Source organism: Lewinella sp. 4G2, from assembly GCF_001625015.1.
Taxonomy (GTDB): domain Bacteria; phylum Bacteroidota; class Bacteroidia; order Chitinophagales; family Saprospiraceae; genus Neolewinella.
On record NZ_LVWJ02000014.1, the window covers coordinates 3100981 to 3115369 of the forward strand.

The window sequence follows — 14389 nt, forward strand, 5'->3', positions numbered from 1 at the left end:
CCGTACGGATTCAATTTAGTGCTGAGGTAGCCTCAGCGGAAACCCTGTATCCTCTCCCAATGCCTATCTCCGGCCGACCGCAACGGGGAAATCCTGCCCAAAGCCAAAGCTGGCGGGGTATTGGGCGGTCCCCGTTTTCTGCTCGGTCAGTTCCGGGACGACGCGGTCCAGGTACGCCTTTAGTTCATTCACGGTTACCCTTGTGTCGTCGCCGGCTGCCTTTCCCTTCAGCGCTTCCAACACGGCGTAGGTGAAAGCCCCGTGCCCCAGGTCGTCAAACTCGCTGGCTAGTTGTTCCGAGCCGGTCGAAGTGAGCCAGTGCGTGCCGGTGGAACGGGCCAGTTGGGCGATGGCGCGCTCCTCGGCAGCGCCCCTGGTGGCGATGGTTTCAACGGCGCTAGCGCTGTGGCAGGCATCGAGAATGTACAACTGCTTGCGGGCGGCTATGGCACTGGAGATGGCCTTCAGCTCCGTCGCGCTAATGCCCTTTGCCTTCAGGCCGTCATCATTTCCGTACAATTGAGTCAGGTCGTGGGGGATCAGGTAGAAGTCTCTGTCCACTCCCTCGGTCATCACCCCGTGCCCGGCGTAGTAGAATACTAGTAGGTCTTCTGGCTTTGCTTCCTGGCGGATTTTTTCCAGCGCCGCAATGATGTCCGATCGCGTCGCCCGGTCATTTCTGATGGGGTAGCGGCGGGTTTCGCTTACGATGCTCGCCATGCCTCCGGATAGCTGGGCGTCGATCCCACCGGCGTCGGCCTCCGCGTAGTTGAGGTTGTACTTTCGGTTCTTGTATTCGTTGATCCCAATGGTTATAAGGTGCAGCGTGATCCCCTTCTTCTCGGGCGCTGACGCAGGTGCGGTGTACGTAAGGCGGAGCAGGGCGGGAGCTGATTCGGTCCGCTGAGCGTTGACGGCGACGGCTCGGAAGTCATTATCACCCTCCAGTAAGCGGACGTTGTAGGTCTTGGTCTCTCCGTCCTCAGTATCGTCCTCGACGACCAAATTTCGGTCGGTCCGGTCGATGAGTTTTCCGTTGTGGTAGAGGCGTAGTTCTTCGATGGCGCTTCCCCTCCCGGTGCCCTCTATCACCAGCTTGGCATCCTGCGTCAGCGCCCTGATTGTTTGGATACTTTCGTCGTCATCTTCCACGATGAGGTTGCGCGTTCCGGCCAGGTAAGTCAATTTCACGGTGGGTGGGTCCTGCAATTGGCCAATTTTGATGGAACTGACTGGCGGTAGGGGTGAGCGCGTAAGGACCTGACCCAGCAAATTGGGCGTGAGGAAATTTTCAAAGTACTGCTCCAAAGGAACCAAGCGAGAACCTACCCGGTAGTGCATCAAGCCCAGCGCGCCTTCGGTTGCATCGAAGCGGCCATCGGGAGCGATGGTAACCCACTCGTTGGGGTTCGCGAAGAAGAAAAACTTGGCTTTTTCTTCGCCCGTACGCTCGTCCCAGAGCCGGATGGTGTTGTCAAACCCGGCGCTCAAGTGAAAGCCATCCACCAAAAATCCATTGGCGATAATCATGTTAACGTGCCCGGAAAAGGTCTGGCCGGTGCGTTGACTGCCGACCTCCATGATTCGTATGTCTTCTCCCATTTTCCCGTCACTCCGTACAGTTAATTTATCTCCGCTGGGGTGCTTTGCTCCGTCCATTGCGAGAGGGCCGCGGGTTGAAAATTCGGTAACGGGTTTTCCATTGGTAGCCCGCCACTGGAAGACGTCTTTATAATCGCCCCCCGTCAGCAAAGTACCGTCAGCGTTGAAGGCGTACCCGGTGAGCGATGAGGCTTTGAACCATTGCTCCTTTCCGTCGCTAGTCCGAAACGCGGCGGTGATAGCTGTATAGTCGTTACCATTGCTCCCACCCGCCCGGTAGCCCGTGGCGACCAACTGCTCTCCATCGGGCGAGATGGCGATACCGTGGTAAATATCGAGGGCATGGTTTGGGTCGGGATCAAAAGACTTGACCCACGCCGCCGCAGTTGACCCAGGCGGATAGAATGCTACCCCGGCGGCCGATACGACCCCAATCACTCCCTCTCTACTCACGGCAGACCAGAGTGGCTTACTGAACGGCAACGCTAATGATCGCGTCCTACCGGTAACCACGTCATGGACCAAGACGGATCCGTTCTTTGTGTCCACCGTCGTCAGAAACTGCCCGCCGGGGCTTAGGGCTAATTTTACGTAATCGGGTACCTCCGTAGCGTAGCGGAGCCGAGGCCCCCGCCCGGTCAGGTCGTAGACGCGAACACTCCTTTCCCGACCGGATACCGCAAAGCGAGAACTATACGGATCGGTCACGAAATCGCTGATAGAAAGTGTCCCCGCCCCAAAGACGCGCGGAGCCGCACCGCCCGCCGGATCGGTAACTTGAATGGACACTGGCGATTGCGTAGTAACCACCAAATCTCCGTTGGTGCTGATCAGGAGCGCCTCTCCCGTCGCGCCAGCGGGCTTTTGTCGATACCCGACATTTGCCCCGGTACGGTAGTTGCCGGAGATCATTCCACCGTCCTTAAGGCCATAGTAGAATTGCTGATCGGGGATGCTGAAGGCCAGGTTACTGAATTCCGGCTGCCACTGCTTGAAGATCGGGTTGGAGATCTTCTTTTCCCAGATCGTTTCTCCCGCCACCGTGACGGCGCGAAGGGTAGTTGCCCCTTCCTCCCTGAACTGGACGAGAAGATTTCCGTCGGGGAGGTAAGACTCGCCGTAGTTATAGTCAAAAGCTTCCCGCTTGGTTAAATTGATGATCTTGTTGCCCATCGTGGAAGTGAAGGTCACCAGCACCAGATTACCGTCGGGGCTGTAACTGATCCGCCGCGCGGGTTTCTTCACCTCTCCGCTGACGTCGAACGTAGCTACAGTTGTCAGCCGCCGATCAACAATAGTGTATTCCTCCAGACTCGTCTTGCCATCAATCAGCCGTTCAAAGTGAAAGCGGCTGCCATCGGGGTGAGCAGACACGGCCCCCGTGTGGGAAGTCCGATTCAAAATGCGGTTCTCCGTCGTGAAGAGTTGCTTTTGGTCGACTACTTCCAGGGAACGGAGATCAATCAAGTGTAGAGCCTCATCGGAGAGCGCCAGTAAATATTTGTCGTCGTTGCTGAAGGCCAGAAAGTCCTTGTAACTAGTGAAGGATGACTCGCCGGGGAAATTAAAGTTCTTGATCAGCCGGCCGGTCCGGTACTCCCACAACTTGACGTCCGTGCCCGAACTTGAAGCCACCGTGCGGCCGTCTTTTGACAGGACCAACCCGCGGATGGGCTCCGTATGGTTAGTGGGCAACACCAATTCCGGCCCCTGAGCCAGTAGGCTGGTGGACACGAGAACAAGTAGAAATATAAGGGCACGCATGGCGCTACGTTCTGGAGGGCTAGGGTAAAGGAATCGGATCAGTCGTGGCGCAACTCAATCAGGATAGGGACAACCGTGCCGGCGGTTTCCCCGACGACTTCGAACCCGACTTGATTGGCCGCGTAGTTTATTTGGGAGGGATCGATCAAGGCATCACCCAGCGCAGCGCGGAGCTTGGTGGCCAGGCCGCCTTCCACCTCCGCCATCCGTAACTCAAGTTTGTTTACGTCCAGGGCTTGCTGGCTAAAGAGGACCATCAAGTAATCCGTACCGGGGTTATTGTCCATTCGGATCACCTTGGTGTCCGCTGGGAAGGGAATGATGGAGTTCCGGCCCACGAGGGGAGAAACGCTATTATCGTAGGGGAAGATCCGATTTACCTGGCGACTCAGATCGCTGGCAAATGCGTAGAGATAACCTTCGACTTTCGTCTCCAGATAGAAGCGGAACCGGGTGCCGCTGGGGTAGGCTTCCCGCATTCGGTAGGCCGGTGCTGCGGGGGCGGAACCGTCATCGTCTTCCACGATCAGATTGCGGGTAGAGACGCGCGAGACGGGCATGGTTTCGCCATTCCGTAAAACGAATTCAATCCCCCCGGAGGGAGCCTCCGCCGCGATCGGGGCCGGGGCCGGTTTTGGTTGGGGTGGGCTGGGCATTGGCGTTGGCGCGGGTGCCGGCGGCTCGGGGGTAGGTGCCGGGGCGGGGTGGGGGTTCACCGGAAAGGGGAACGCCTGGTAGGCGCCGTAGCAGAGCTCACCCGTCGTCTCGTAAGGGACCCAGGTGAAACCACCGTCGCCCCATCCCGTGCCCCAGGAGTTGAGGTAGCGGAAGGCGCCGCCGTATTTTTCGTCATCGTAACCAACAATCACCATTGCGTGGCGGCCGTGCTCAGGGTGTAGCTTTTCTTGAGGGGTGACCTTCCATACATCCTTGGCCGTTTGAAAGCTCTCGAAGAGAATGTGGCTAACCAGCACCGGGTAACCTTCGGCCAGTACTTTTTTAATGGTGCGGATTTTCTCTTCGGCCGATACTACGGGTTCGGTTTTAAACAGGATCTGTAAATCACGGATGCGCGCGGCTTGGGCTTCTTCAAAATAGGCGTCTAGTTCCGTTAGCCGTTCCTCCCGGGTGCCCGTCATACAGGCGAAGGGCAGGCTGGCGTAACTCGGCACACCCAACTTCTGAAATACCGCCAGGGTATTGACCGTGGATAGCCCCATGTTGCAAGTTTCGTCCTCGTCCTGCTTCAGGATCTCATTGACCCAGGTAGGGCTGTACGCCAACTGATCAATCGCTGCCTGATCCTCAACGCCACGTTGCTTGGCTTCGATGATCGTCCGAAAATGATAGGCAGATGCCCAACTGCTACAGGTTCCGTAAGGGCCCTGATCTCCCGGCGTCGGCGCGTATTGCTCCAGGCTAACCCTTGGTGGGAGAATTGATCGGGTGGAAATTTTGGCCTTCAGCGGAAGGGCGTTATACGCCGCTTCGTCAAAGGTTTCTCCCATCATGTACCGCTGGGCCGCGGCGGGAAGGGTAATCAGAAGGAGGCTAAAAAAGAGCGAAAGCCGGATCATAGCTGACGGGTGTTTGGACCCCTAATTTCCGAATCCAGCCATTATTCCCAAAATAAATTCAATTTTTAGCCCGATACGCGTTGAAAGGGATCACCTTGACCTGTAAACCACCGGTGCGGAGTAACTACAGTCGCTTTCGGACATTCACCACAAAATCCTTACCACACAATTAGGGAATAATACTGTTTAGATTGGCAAATAACCACCTATGCTACGCTGCTCCTCACTGTTGACGTTCGCTCTCGCACTTCTATTCTCCTCCTGCGGCAGCTACCAACCCACCGAAACCTACCCACCAACGGACCCCGATTTCGTAAGCCCGAACCAACTCAGTGAAGAGCTTCTCCAGGGACTTAAAGATGGGGAAGACGTATCCGCCCTGGTTACCGATCTAGCTGATTTGAATCCCAAATTGCTGGCGGCCGCCCTCGATACGCGGGAGAAGCAACTCTCCTTCTGGGTCAATACCTACAATGCGATGGTACAACATCTACTGACGGAAGACCCAAGTTTGTTCGATAACCGTGGCGACTTCTTCTCAACGCCCGCCTTTACCGTAGCCGGCAAAACCATGTCGCCGAACGAAATGGAACACGGCATCATCAGGGGAGGGGAGAACCGCTTTGGGCTAGGCTTCATTCCCCAGATCTTCTCCAACAAGTTTGAACGGACCTTTGCCATCGACGGCGGTGACTCCCGCGTCCACTTTGCGCTGAATTGCGGGGCCGCCGACTGCCCTCCGGTCGAGATCTACGAACCCGAAACTTTTCAGGATCAGATCAACGAAAGGGTGACCAAGTACCTGGCAAAACACTCCGAGATCAAAGAGGTAGACGGAGAAAAGACTATCTACCTAACCCCACTATTCTCCTGGTTCCGCGGCGACTTCAAAGACCGCGGCGGGATCGCCGACTACCTGGTAGAATACGGCGTGCTCACGGAGGAACAGAAGGACATCAACCGCGAGTTCAAAGACTACGACTGGACACTGAAGACGGGGATCTGGGCGGAGGATTAGTCGGGTAGTCAGGTAGTAGCGTAGTCGGGTAGTGCCGTAAGTACTACCCGACTACCGGACTACCCGACTACGCTACTATTCCCGGATGATGCTTGCACCCAAAGCCCGCAGACGCCCATCAATATCCTGGTACCCCCGGTCAATTTGGTGGATGTTATCAATGCGGCTCGTCCCCTCGGCGGAAAGGGCGGCAATCAGTAGCGATACACCGGCACGGATGTCGGGCGATGACATCGAAATACCCCGTAGCGGAGCCCGGCGGTCCATCCCGATGACGGTGGCGCGGTGCGGATCACAGAGGATGATTTGAGCACCCATGTCGATCAGTTTATCGACGAAGAATAGGCGGGACTCAAACATCTTTTGGTGGATGAGCACCGATCCTCGCGCCTGAATGGCCGTTACCAGGCAAATGCTCATGAGGTCGGGCGTAAAACCTGGCCAGGGTGCATCGTAGATGGTCATCAGACCGCCGTCGATGAACGATTGGATTTCGTAATGATCGTGGGCGGGGATGTGGATGTCGTCCCCCTTAATGTTCAAGGTGATCCCCATCCGCTCGAAGGTGCGGGGGATGATCCCCAGGTTTTCTACGGAGACGTCCTTGATCGTGATGTCCGAACCCGTCATGGCGGCCATCCCGATGAAGCTGCCGATCTCAATCATGTCGGGCAGCATCCGGTGTTCCGTGCCACCAAGGGTATTGACGCCCTGGATTTTCAGCAAGTTGGAGCCAATGCCTTCGATCTTCGCGCCCATCCGGTTCAGCATCTTGCAGAGCTGTTGGAGGTAGGGTTCACAGGCGGCGTTATAAATGGTGGTCTCCCCGTCAGCCAGGGCGGCGGCCATGACGACGTTGGCGGTGCCGGTCACGCTGATCTCATCCATGTGAATGTAGGCGCCCTTCAGTCCGTCCGTGGAGAAGGAATAAATGTGGCGGTCCGCGTCGTACTTGAAGTCCGCGCCGAGAGTTTGTAATCCTAACAGATGAGTATCCAGCCGGCGGCGGCCGATCTTGTCACCACCGGGTTTGGGCAGTGTCGCGCGTCCGTAACGGTTGAGGAGGGGCGCGATCAACATCACTGACCCACGGATGTGCTGAGCGTCGCGCACGTAGTTGGCGCTCTGCATGTACTCCACGTCGATGTTCTTCGCCGTCACCCGGCAGGTATGGCGGTCGATACGGTCCACTTCGGCACCCAGTCCTTTCAGTAGATCGAGCAGCTTATTGACGTCCCGGATGTCCGGCAGATTGGTCAGCATTACCGGTTCCTCGGTCATCAGCGTGGCGCTGATGATCTGTAATGCTTCGTTCTTAGCCCCCTGTGGGATGATCTCGCCGGAGAGCTTATGCCCGCCTTCGACGATGAATGTTCCGTTGTCCGTCATAGTGGGCGCGAATATAGTGTTGCCGCTTGCGCTATTCAGAAAACCGGTTTGATGATTTGCAATTTGTTGCATCGCTCTGTGTTTTGGTACGCTACAAATCACGGGGCGCTGCCGCAGGTGCCGGGTAGGGGATTAGGGAGCGAGGGAATGGGGGTAGGATTCGACGCGTGGCTGGGAGGATTCGCGGCGGGGGAATAGAATCTTTGAGTTGTTGTGATTTTAGAGAGGCCTTAATCTTACTGCCAATTTCGATTGGTGCTTTGGTGCTGTGGTCTTTTGGGCTGCCGCACGTAACAGCGGCAGCCCAAAGCACCAAAATACCAAAGCACCGTTTCCTCAGCAAAGGCCAAACCACCAGTTCCTGTTAAGTAGAGCCACAATCCGGAATGCTAATTTCTCCATTAAACCTCCGCCAAAACCACCGGCATCACCTCCTCCCCAATCAAGCGAATCGCCTCTAGTTGGCCCGCGTGCCCGCCACCCGTCGGTGAGTTCATGACCATATCCATCTGGAAGGTGAAGCGATCAATCCCGCCGAGCGCTTTGGAATGACGGAGGATCTTCTCCGCTACCTCCGAAGGTTCACCGACTACGAGCGCACCCGTTGGACCCACTTGCCCGCGGTAGCCATCCGGCGTGACGGGGGCGCCGCCGCGTTCTTTGCCAATCTTATCAAACATCTGTTTGTAGCCTGGGTAGAACCCCTCGTGCGCAGCCTCCGACGTCGCGGCAACGTAACCTAAACTGTGGAGGCCGACCCGCATCTCTGACTCAGGGTGCCCAGCCTGGAGCCAGGCTTCACGGTAAGCGTCCACCAGGGGAGCGAAGCGGTAGGTTTGGCCACCGATGACGGCCACCATCAACGGTAAGCCCAGTTGGCCCGCCCGGACGAAGGACGCCGGCGTACCCCCAACTCCCAACCAAATGGGGAGCTTTTCCTGTGCCGGGCGTGGGTAAATGGACTGCTCTACTAACGGCGCCCGAAAGCGTCCGCGCCAGGTGATGGTTTCTTCGTCGCGGATCTTCAGCAATAATTCGAGCTTCTCCTTGAAGAGCTCCCGGTAGTCCGCCAAGTCGTAACCGAAGAGGGGGAAGGATTCCACGAAGGAACCGCGACCGGCAACGATCTCCGCCCGACCGTTACTGATCAGATCCAGCGTTGCGAAATTTTGGAAGACGCGTACTGGGTCCGCGGCGCTCAGTACCGTCACGGCCGATCCTAATTTGATGCGTTTTGTCCGCGCCGCAGCGGCCGCCAGGTACATATGGGCCGCTGAGTCCAGGAAATCACCCCGGTGGTGTTCCCCCAGAGCGAAGAGATCCAGCCCTGCCTCATCTGCGGCGACAATCCGATCGAGTAAGTCCGCAACGGCTTGCGCGTCGTCCTGACCGGGGCAGGTGGCGACGAAGCTGTCAATTCCAATTTCCATAGTTTAAGTGTTGTCCTCCAATAACTTGCTTGTAGGTACAATGGTTGATGGGCTCGTCCCCCTCCATCGCGTTTGGTCCTGTTTGCTAGCCTATTAACAAAGCACCTGCGGCAGCGCCCAAATCGTATCTTTGGCGCGACTAATTCATAACCTGACTAATGACCAGACTTTTATCCGCCTCCCTCGTCTTATCACTACTCGTACTGGCTGCCTGTTCGCCCGACGTGAATAACGCAGAATTGACTCCCGCCCAGCCCGGCATCATCCTGGCAAACATGGATACGACCGTGAGTGCTAAGGACGACTTCTACAATTTCGTTAACGGCAACTGGGTGAAAAACACCGAGATCCCCGCCGACCGCACTACCTGGGGTGGTTTCAGCGTACTCCGCAAAACCACGGACGCTGACGTACTCGCCATCATGGACGAAGCACGCGCCTCCGGCAACTATGCCCCGGAGACCGATCAGGCCAAGGCGTTGGTTCTGTACCAAAACTACCTCGATACCACGGCCCGCAACAAGATGGGCGTGGAGCCACTGAAGGCCGCGCTCGAACAAATCGATGCCGTCAAAAGTATCGCCGACTTGCAAGCAATCATGCAGGATCTGGAAACATCCGCTGCCGCCCCTTTCCTGAGCCTTAGCGGTTTCCCCGACCTGAATAACTCCAGCGTAAACGCCGCCTACGTGGGTGGTGGTGGCACCGGTCTGCCGGACCGCGACTTTTACCTCGATGAGGACGAAAAATCAGTCGAGATCCGGGAGGAATATGTGAAGCACGTCAGCCGGATGCTGCAATTATTGGGTGACGAAGCCAGTGAGGCCGATAAAGCCGCGGCTACCGTTCTCGATCTCGAGAAGCAACTCGCCGAACCTACCCTGGATAAAGTGCAACGTCGCAACCCCAGCAATTACAACAACCCCCGCACCATCGCGGAATTCCAGAAAATGATTCCCGTGCTAGACGTCGAAGAGATGCTCGGTGCCCTCGGCCTCGAGAGGTTGGATACCGTGATGGTCACCGAACCAAAGTACGTAGCCGCACTGAATGACTTCCTGCAGAACACCCCCCTGGAAGACGTCAAAACGCTGATGCGGTGGGCGACCATCAACAATAACACCAGTCGTTTGACCACCGAAATTGACCAGGCCAACTGGGAATTCTTTGGTAAGTACCTCAACGGCGCCAAGGAACAGCGCGCCATGGATGAGCGCGCCCTCGCCTTCGTAAGCGGCTCCGCCGGCGAAGCCATTGGTCAACTCTACGTGGATGCCAAGTTCCCACCCGAGGCCAAGGCCAAGGCGGAACTGATGATCGCCAACATCATCACCGCCTTCCAACAGCGCATCGAAAAGCTGGACTGGATGACCGAGGAAACCAAGCAAAAAGCCATCGAAAAACTGGACAAGTTCACCGTCAAGATTGCCTACCCGGACGAGTGGGAAGACTACTCCAAAATGATGGTCAGCAGTGACAAATCCTACTTTGAAAACAGCAAGGCCGTCTCCAAATGGGCCACTGAAAAGAACCTCGCCGAGATTGGCCAGGAGGTTGACAAGGGAGAGTGGGGCATGGCGCCACAAACCGTGAACGCGTACTTCAATCCACTCAACAACGAGATCGTATTCCCCGCCGCAATCCTGCAGCCGCCGTTCTACAACTACCAGGCGGACGAAGCCGTGAACTACGGTGGCATCGGCGCCGTAATTGGCCACGAGATCAGCCATGCCTTCGACGACCAGGGTTCCCGGTTCGACGGTGACGGCAACCTCATCAACTGGTGGCAGGAGGAAGACCTGGAAAACTTTACCGCCCGCGGCAAGGCCCTCGCCGATCAGTACAGCAACATCGAAGTGATGGAAGGCGTCAACATCAACGGTGAGTTCACCCTCGGCGAAAACATCGGTGATCTCGGTGGCGTCCTCGGCGCTTACGACGGCCTCCAACTCTTCTACGCCGAAAATGGCCACCCCGAACCCGTGGACGGCTACACCGCCGAACAACGCTTCTTCATGAGCTGGGCCACTGTCTGGCGGACGCTACAACGCGATGAAGCTCTCCGCAACCAAGTCAAAACGGATCCACATAGCCCCGGCAAAGTAAGAGCCACCCAACCGCTGGTGAACATCGATGCCTTCTACGAAGCTTTCGACATTAAGGAAGGCGATGGGATGTACTTGGCGCCGGAGGAGCGGGTGCGTATCTGGTAAAAGAGACGGGTTGTTTTCGACAAGAAGGATAGGAGGGAAAAGAAGTTAAAGAGGGCGTTACACTGCGCTATCCCACTTCTTTTCCCTCCTTTTCTTCTTTGACACCTTGTCGAATACTAGACCTCGCTCCCCGCTGCCGTAAAGCTATTTTAGTATATCCGGCTGATTGTTTTCGACAAGAGCTTAAGGGTGGAAAGGAAGTAAAAGGAGGCACAGTAGCGCGCTTGCGCGACCTCCTTATCTTCTTATCCTTCTTGGCCCCCTTGTCGAAAACTAAACCCGCGCCCCCCGCTGCCGCAACGCCATATCCGCCAGCACCAGCGCCACCATATTATCCACAATCGCCACTGCCCGCGGAAGGACGCAGGGATCATGCCGTCCCCTCCCGGACACGGTGACGTCCTCGCCCGCTTCGTTGACGGATTGTTGGTCCTGAATGATGGTGGCTACCGATTTAAAGGCCGCCCGGAAGTAAATATCCTCCCCGTTACTGATGCCACCCTGGATGCCGCCGCTGCGGTTGGTTTTCGTTTTTACCGTGCCTTCATCGTCCGTGTAAAAGGCATCGTTGTGCTGGCTCCCGCGGAGGGTCACCCCGGCGAAACCGGAACCGTATTCAAAGCCTTTGCAGGCGTTGATACTTAGGATGGCCTTGCCCAGTTCGGCGTGTAATTTGTCAAAGACGGGTTCCCCCCATCCGGGCGGGACGCCCTTCACTACGCAGGTGACGCAACCGCCGATCGTATCTCCGTCTTTACGGACGGCGAGGATCTCTTTTTCCATCGCTGCGGCAGTTTCCGGATCGGGGCAACGCACGTCGTTGGATTCGATGAGGGAAAGGTCCAATTCCTGGTAGGGCCTATTCACCGTGATGTGTCCCACCTGGCTTACGTAGGTTTTGATGTCCACGCCCTGGCTGCGCAGGAAGAGTTGCGCTACCGCTCCGGCCGCCACTCGTGCTGCCGTTTCCCGAGCGCTGGACCGTCCGCCACCACGGTAATCGCGGGCACCGTACTTAGCGTGGAAGGTGTAATCCGCGTGGCTGGGGCGGAACTTATCGAAGATGTGGCCGTAATCCTTACTCCGTTGGTCCTTATTGTAAATGACCATCCCGATGGGCGTGCCGGTGGTCTTGCCTTCGAAGACGCCACTGAGGACTTGCACCCCATCATTCTCTTTTCGCTGAGTGACGATGCGGCTTTGCCCGGGCTTGCGGCGGGCCAGTTCAGCTTGGATAAAATCTTCGTCAAAATTAATACCGGCGGGGCATCCGTCGATGATGACGCCTAATCCAACGCCGTGGGACTCCCCAAACGTGGTGATCTTAAATGCGGATCCGTAAGTGCTACCGGCCATATCCTGCTTCGTTTACGGGCAAAGATAAGTAGCCGGCCGGCCCGCGCTCAGACTAAGTCGGCCTCATTGTACAACGGCCGGGAAACGGGCTCCGCGGAATCCGTCCAGATGCTACGATCGTACCCACTTTGGCTACGCGGATTATTGACGGAGTAAGTATACACTTGGCGTGGATAGCGGCCAGATTCGTCGTGGATACAGATTCCGTTTTTCAGTACATCCACGGCACAGCCGTACCAATTTCTGAAGCTGGTCGTAAACTCAACCCGGTAGTGATCTACGTTGCCGGTGCTTTCGTCCGAGACCATAAATTCATGGACGCCACTGAACCAGTTGAAGGCGCGGGCTACGCGGTAGCCGTTGAAGTAAACAGTTTCTACACCCGTCAAAAAGTTGTTGTGGACTTCAATGAGGTTTCCGTCGTGTTTTAAGGATACGATTTTCATGGCGCGAATAATTTGAGGCTTCGTTGCTTGTTGATGCCACAAATAACGGTCCGTAATCTTGCCGGAGCGCGATTGCTTCGACGAGCGTCCAGAAAATATCGATTAGGGAAAACTTGAAGTTACTGGGTGGAAATTCTTCTATTTAGTTGCTGCCGCGGCGTTGCAACTCGTCCCGAATCAGCGCTGCCTTCTCGTAATTTTCGTTGCTGAGCACTTCGTCCAGCATCGTGTTGAGTTCCTTCACGTTGTAGCGGGCGAGGTTGTCCTTATCGCGGGCGGCGGTTTGGGTGCCTACGTCATCCATCTCCTCTTCGGTCTCTTCGTCTTCCATCGTGACGCCAGCCTCACTCATGATGTGGTCGTAAGTGTAGATAGGGCAACCGAAGCGGACGGCCAGCGCAAGCGCATCACTCGTACGGCTATCAATCTCAATGATGTCTCCGTCGCGATCGAGAATGAGGCGGGAGAAAAAGATGCCTTCGCGGATTTCGTTGATGACTACTTCGCGTAGGTCACTATTCAGGATCTCCAGGGTATTCTTGAACAGATCGTGCGTCATCGGCCGCGAACTATCGAGCCGTTCGATCGCGATGGCGATGGACTGGGCTTCGTTCCCCCCCACAATCACGGGAAGGCGGCGTTCGCCATGGTCTTCACGAAGTACCACGGCGTAATTACTGGACTGGGTCACGCTGCGGCTGATAGCAATAATGCTAAGTTCGATCTTATTCATCTGTCGGTATATACTGTGTCCAACGGTTGCTGCTCGATTTCAGTTCGCGGAAAGGCCGTCGGAATTGGGGCGCAAATGTACGGAATCAGGAATGGCTAGGCATCGGTTTTTTTAGCTTGCTGCCACAGCAATTCCATATCAGCCAACGCCATTTCGCTCAGGCCTCCGGGGCCGGCGGCTTGCTCGACGTACTCAAACCGGTTACGGAACTTCAGGTTGGTCCGTTCCAATGCCGTTTCGGGGTCGATCCCCTTCCAACGAGCATAGTTGATAAGGCTGAAGAGTAGGTCGCCAAACTCCGCTTCCTGGTCCCGTTCATTATCCGCTTCCCGGAACTCCTGGATTTCTTCGTTGACCTTTTCCCATACCTGGTCCACGTTGTCCCAGTCAAAACCGAATTGGGCGGTTTTTTCCTGCATCCGCATGGCCTTCACCATGGCGGGCAGGGCGGTTGGCACGCCACTCAGGACGGTTTTCTTGCCCTTCCCTGCGGCTAGTTTGATCTTTTCCCAGTTCTGCTTGACGGCTTCTTCGTCCTCGGCGACGACGTCACCGTAGATGTGGGGGTGGCGCTCAACCAATTTGTCGCAGACCGAATTCAGGGCGTCGGCAATATCCCAGGCACCCTGTTCGCTGGCGATCTTGGCGTAGAAAACCATGTGGAGGAGCAGGTCACCAACCTCTTCTTTGATGCCTTCCAGGTCTTCCTTCAGCAATTCATCCGCCAGTTCGTAGGTCTCTTCAATCGTCAGTTTGCGGAGGGAGAGGAAGGTCTGTTTGCGGTCCCACGGGCACTGCTCCCGGAGCTCATCCATGATGGTGAGGAGGCGTTCAAAGGCCGTGAGTTGCTTTTCCATTTGG

Annotated in this window: 10 protein-coding genes; 2 read left to right on the forward strand and 8 right to left on the reverse strand. The window is 56.3% G+C overall.

Features of this window, described 5'->3' with window-relative positions:
- Window positions 1-63: 63 nt before the first annotated feature.
- Window positions 64-3336, reverse strand: coding sequence for a caspase family protein (locus A3850_RS12895; protein ID WP_068217105.1), 3273 nt, complete (start codon window positions 3334-3336; stop codon window positions 64-66).
- A 68-nt stretch (window positions 3337-3404) separates the two neighbouring features.
- On the reverse strand, window positions 3405-4943 hold the full coding sequence (locus A3850_RS12900) for a DUF4384 domain-containing protein (protein WP_068217107.1): 1539 nt from the start codon (window positions 4941-4943) through the stop codon (window positions 3405-3407).
- Between the two features lie 208 nt (window positions 4944-5151).
- Between A3850_RS12900 and A3850_RS12905 the strand changes: the two genes are divergently transcribed.
- Window positions 5152-5961, forward strand: a complete 810-nt coding sequence (locus tag A3850_RS12905; protein WP_082921794.1) for a DUF547 domain-containing protein — start codon at window positions 5152-5154, stop codon at window positions 5959-5961.
- Between the two features lie 75 nt (window positions 5962-6036).
- Here A3850_RS12905 and murA read toward each other — a convergent pair whose 3' ends face one another.
- Window positions 6037-7350, reverse strand: a complete 1314-nt coding sequence (gene murA, locus A3850_RS12910; protein WP_068217109.1) for a UDP-N-acetylglucosamine 1-carboxyvinyltransferase — start codon at window positions 7348-7350, stop codon at window positions 6037-6039.
- A gap of 401 nt (window positions 7351-7751) precedes the next feature.
- Window positions 7752-8780 carry an LLM class flavin-dependent oxidoreductase gene (locus tag A3850_RS12915; RefSeq protein WP_068217111.1) on the reverse strand — a complete coding sequence of 343 codons (1029 nt, stop codon included), beginning with the start codon at window positions 8778-8780 and terminating at the stop codon, window positions 7752-7754.
- A gap of 158 nt (window positions 8781-8938) precedes the next feature.
- Between A3850_RS12915 and A3850_RS12920 the strand changes: the two genes are divergently transcribed.
- Entirely contained in the window at window positions 8939-10993 is a 2055-nt protein-coding gene (locus A3850_RS12920) for a M13 family metallopeptidase (protein ID WP_068217113.1), read from the forward strand.
- 273 nt (window positions 10994-11266) lie between these two features.
- On the opposite strand, the gene aroC is transcribed toward A3850_RS12920, so the two are convergent.
- The 4 genes from aroC to mazG form a co-directional block, all read right to left on the reverse strand.
- On the reverse strand, window positions 11267-12349 hold the full coding sequence (gene aroC / locus A3850_RS12925; RefSeq protein ID WP_068217115.1) for a chorismate synthase: 1083 nt from the start codon (window positions 12347-12349) through the stop codon (window positions 11267-11269).
- A 47-nt stretch (window positions 12350-12396) separates the two neighbouring features.
- Window positions 12397-12795, reverse strand: coding sequence for a hypothetical protein (locus A3850_RS12930; RefSeq protein WP_068217117.1), 399 nt, complete (start codon window positions 12793-12795; stop codon window positions 12397-12399).
- Between the two features lie 142 nt (window positions 12796-12937).
- Window positions 12938-13528, reverse strand: a complete 591-nt coding sequence (locus A3850_RS12935) for a bifunctional nuclease family protein (protein WP_068217119.1) — start codon at window positions 13526-13528, stop codon at window positions 12938-12940.
- A gap of 95 nt (window positions 13529-13623) precedes the next feature.
- A complete protein-coding gene (gene mazG / locus A3850_RS12940) occupies window positions 13624-14385 on the reverse strand; it encodes a nucleoside triphosphate pyrophosphohydrolase (RefSeq protein ID WP_068217121.1) in 762 nt (253 codons plus the stop codon).
- Between the last annotated feature and the right edge of the window lie 4 nt (window positions 14386-14389).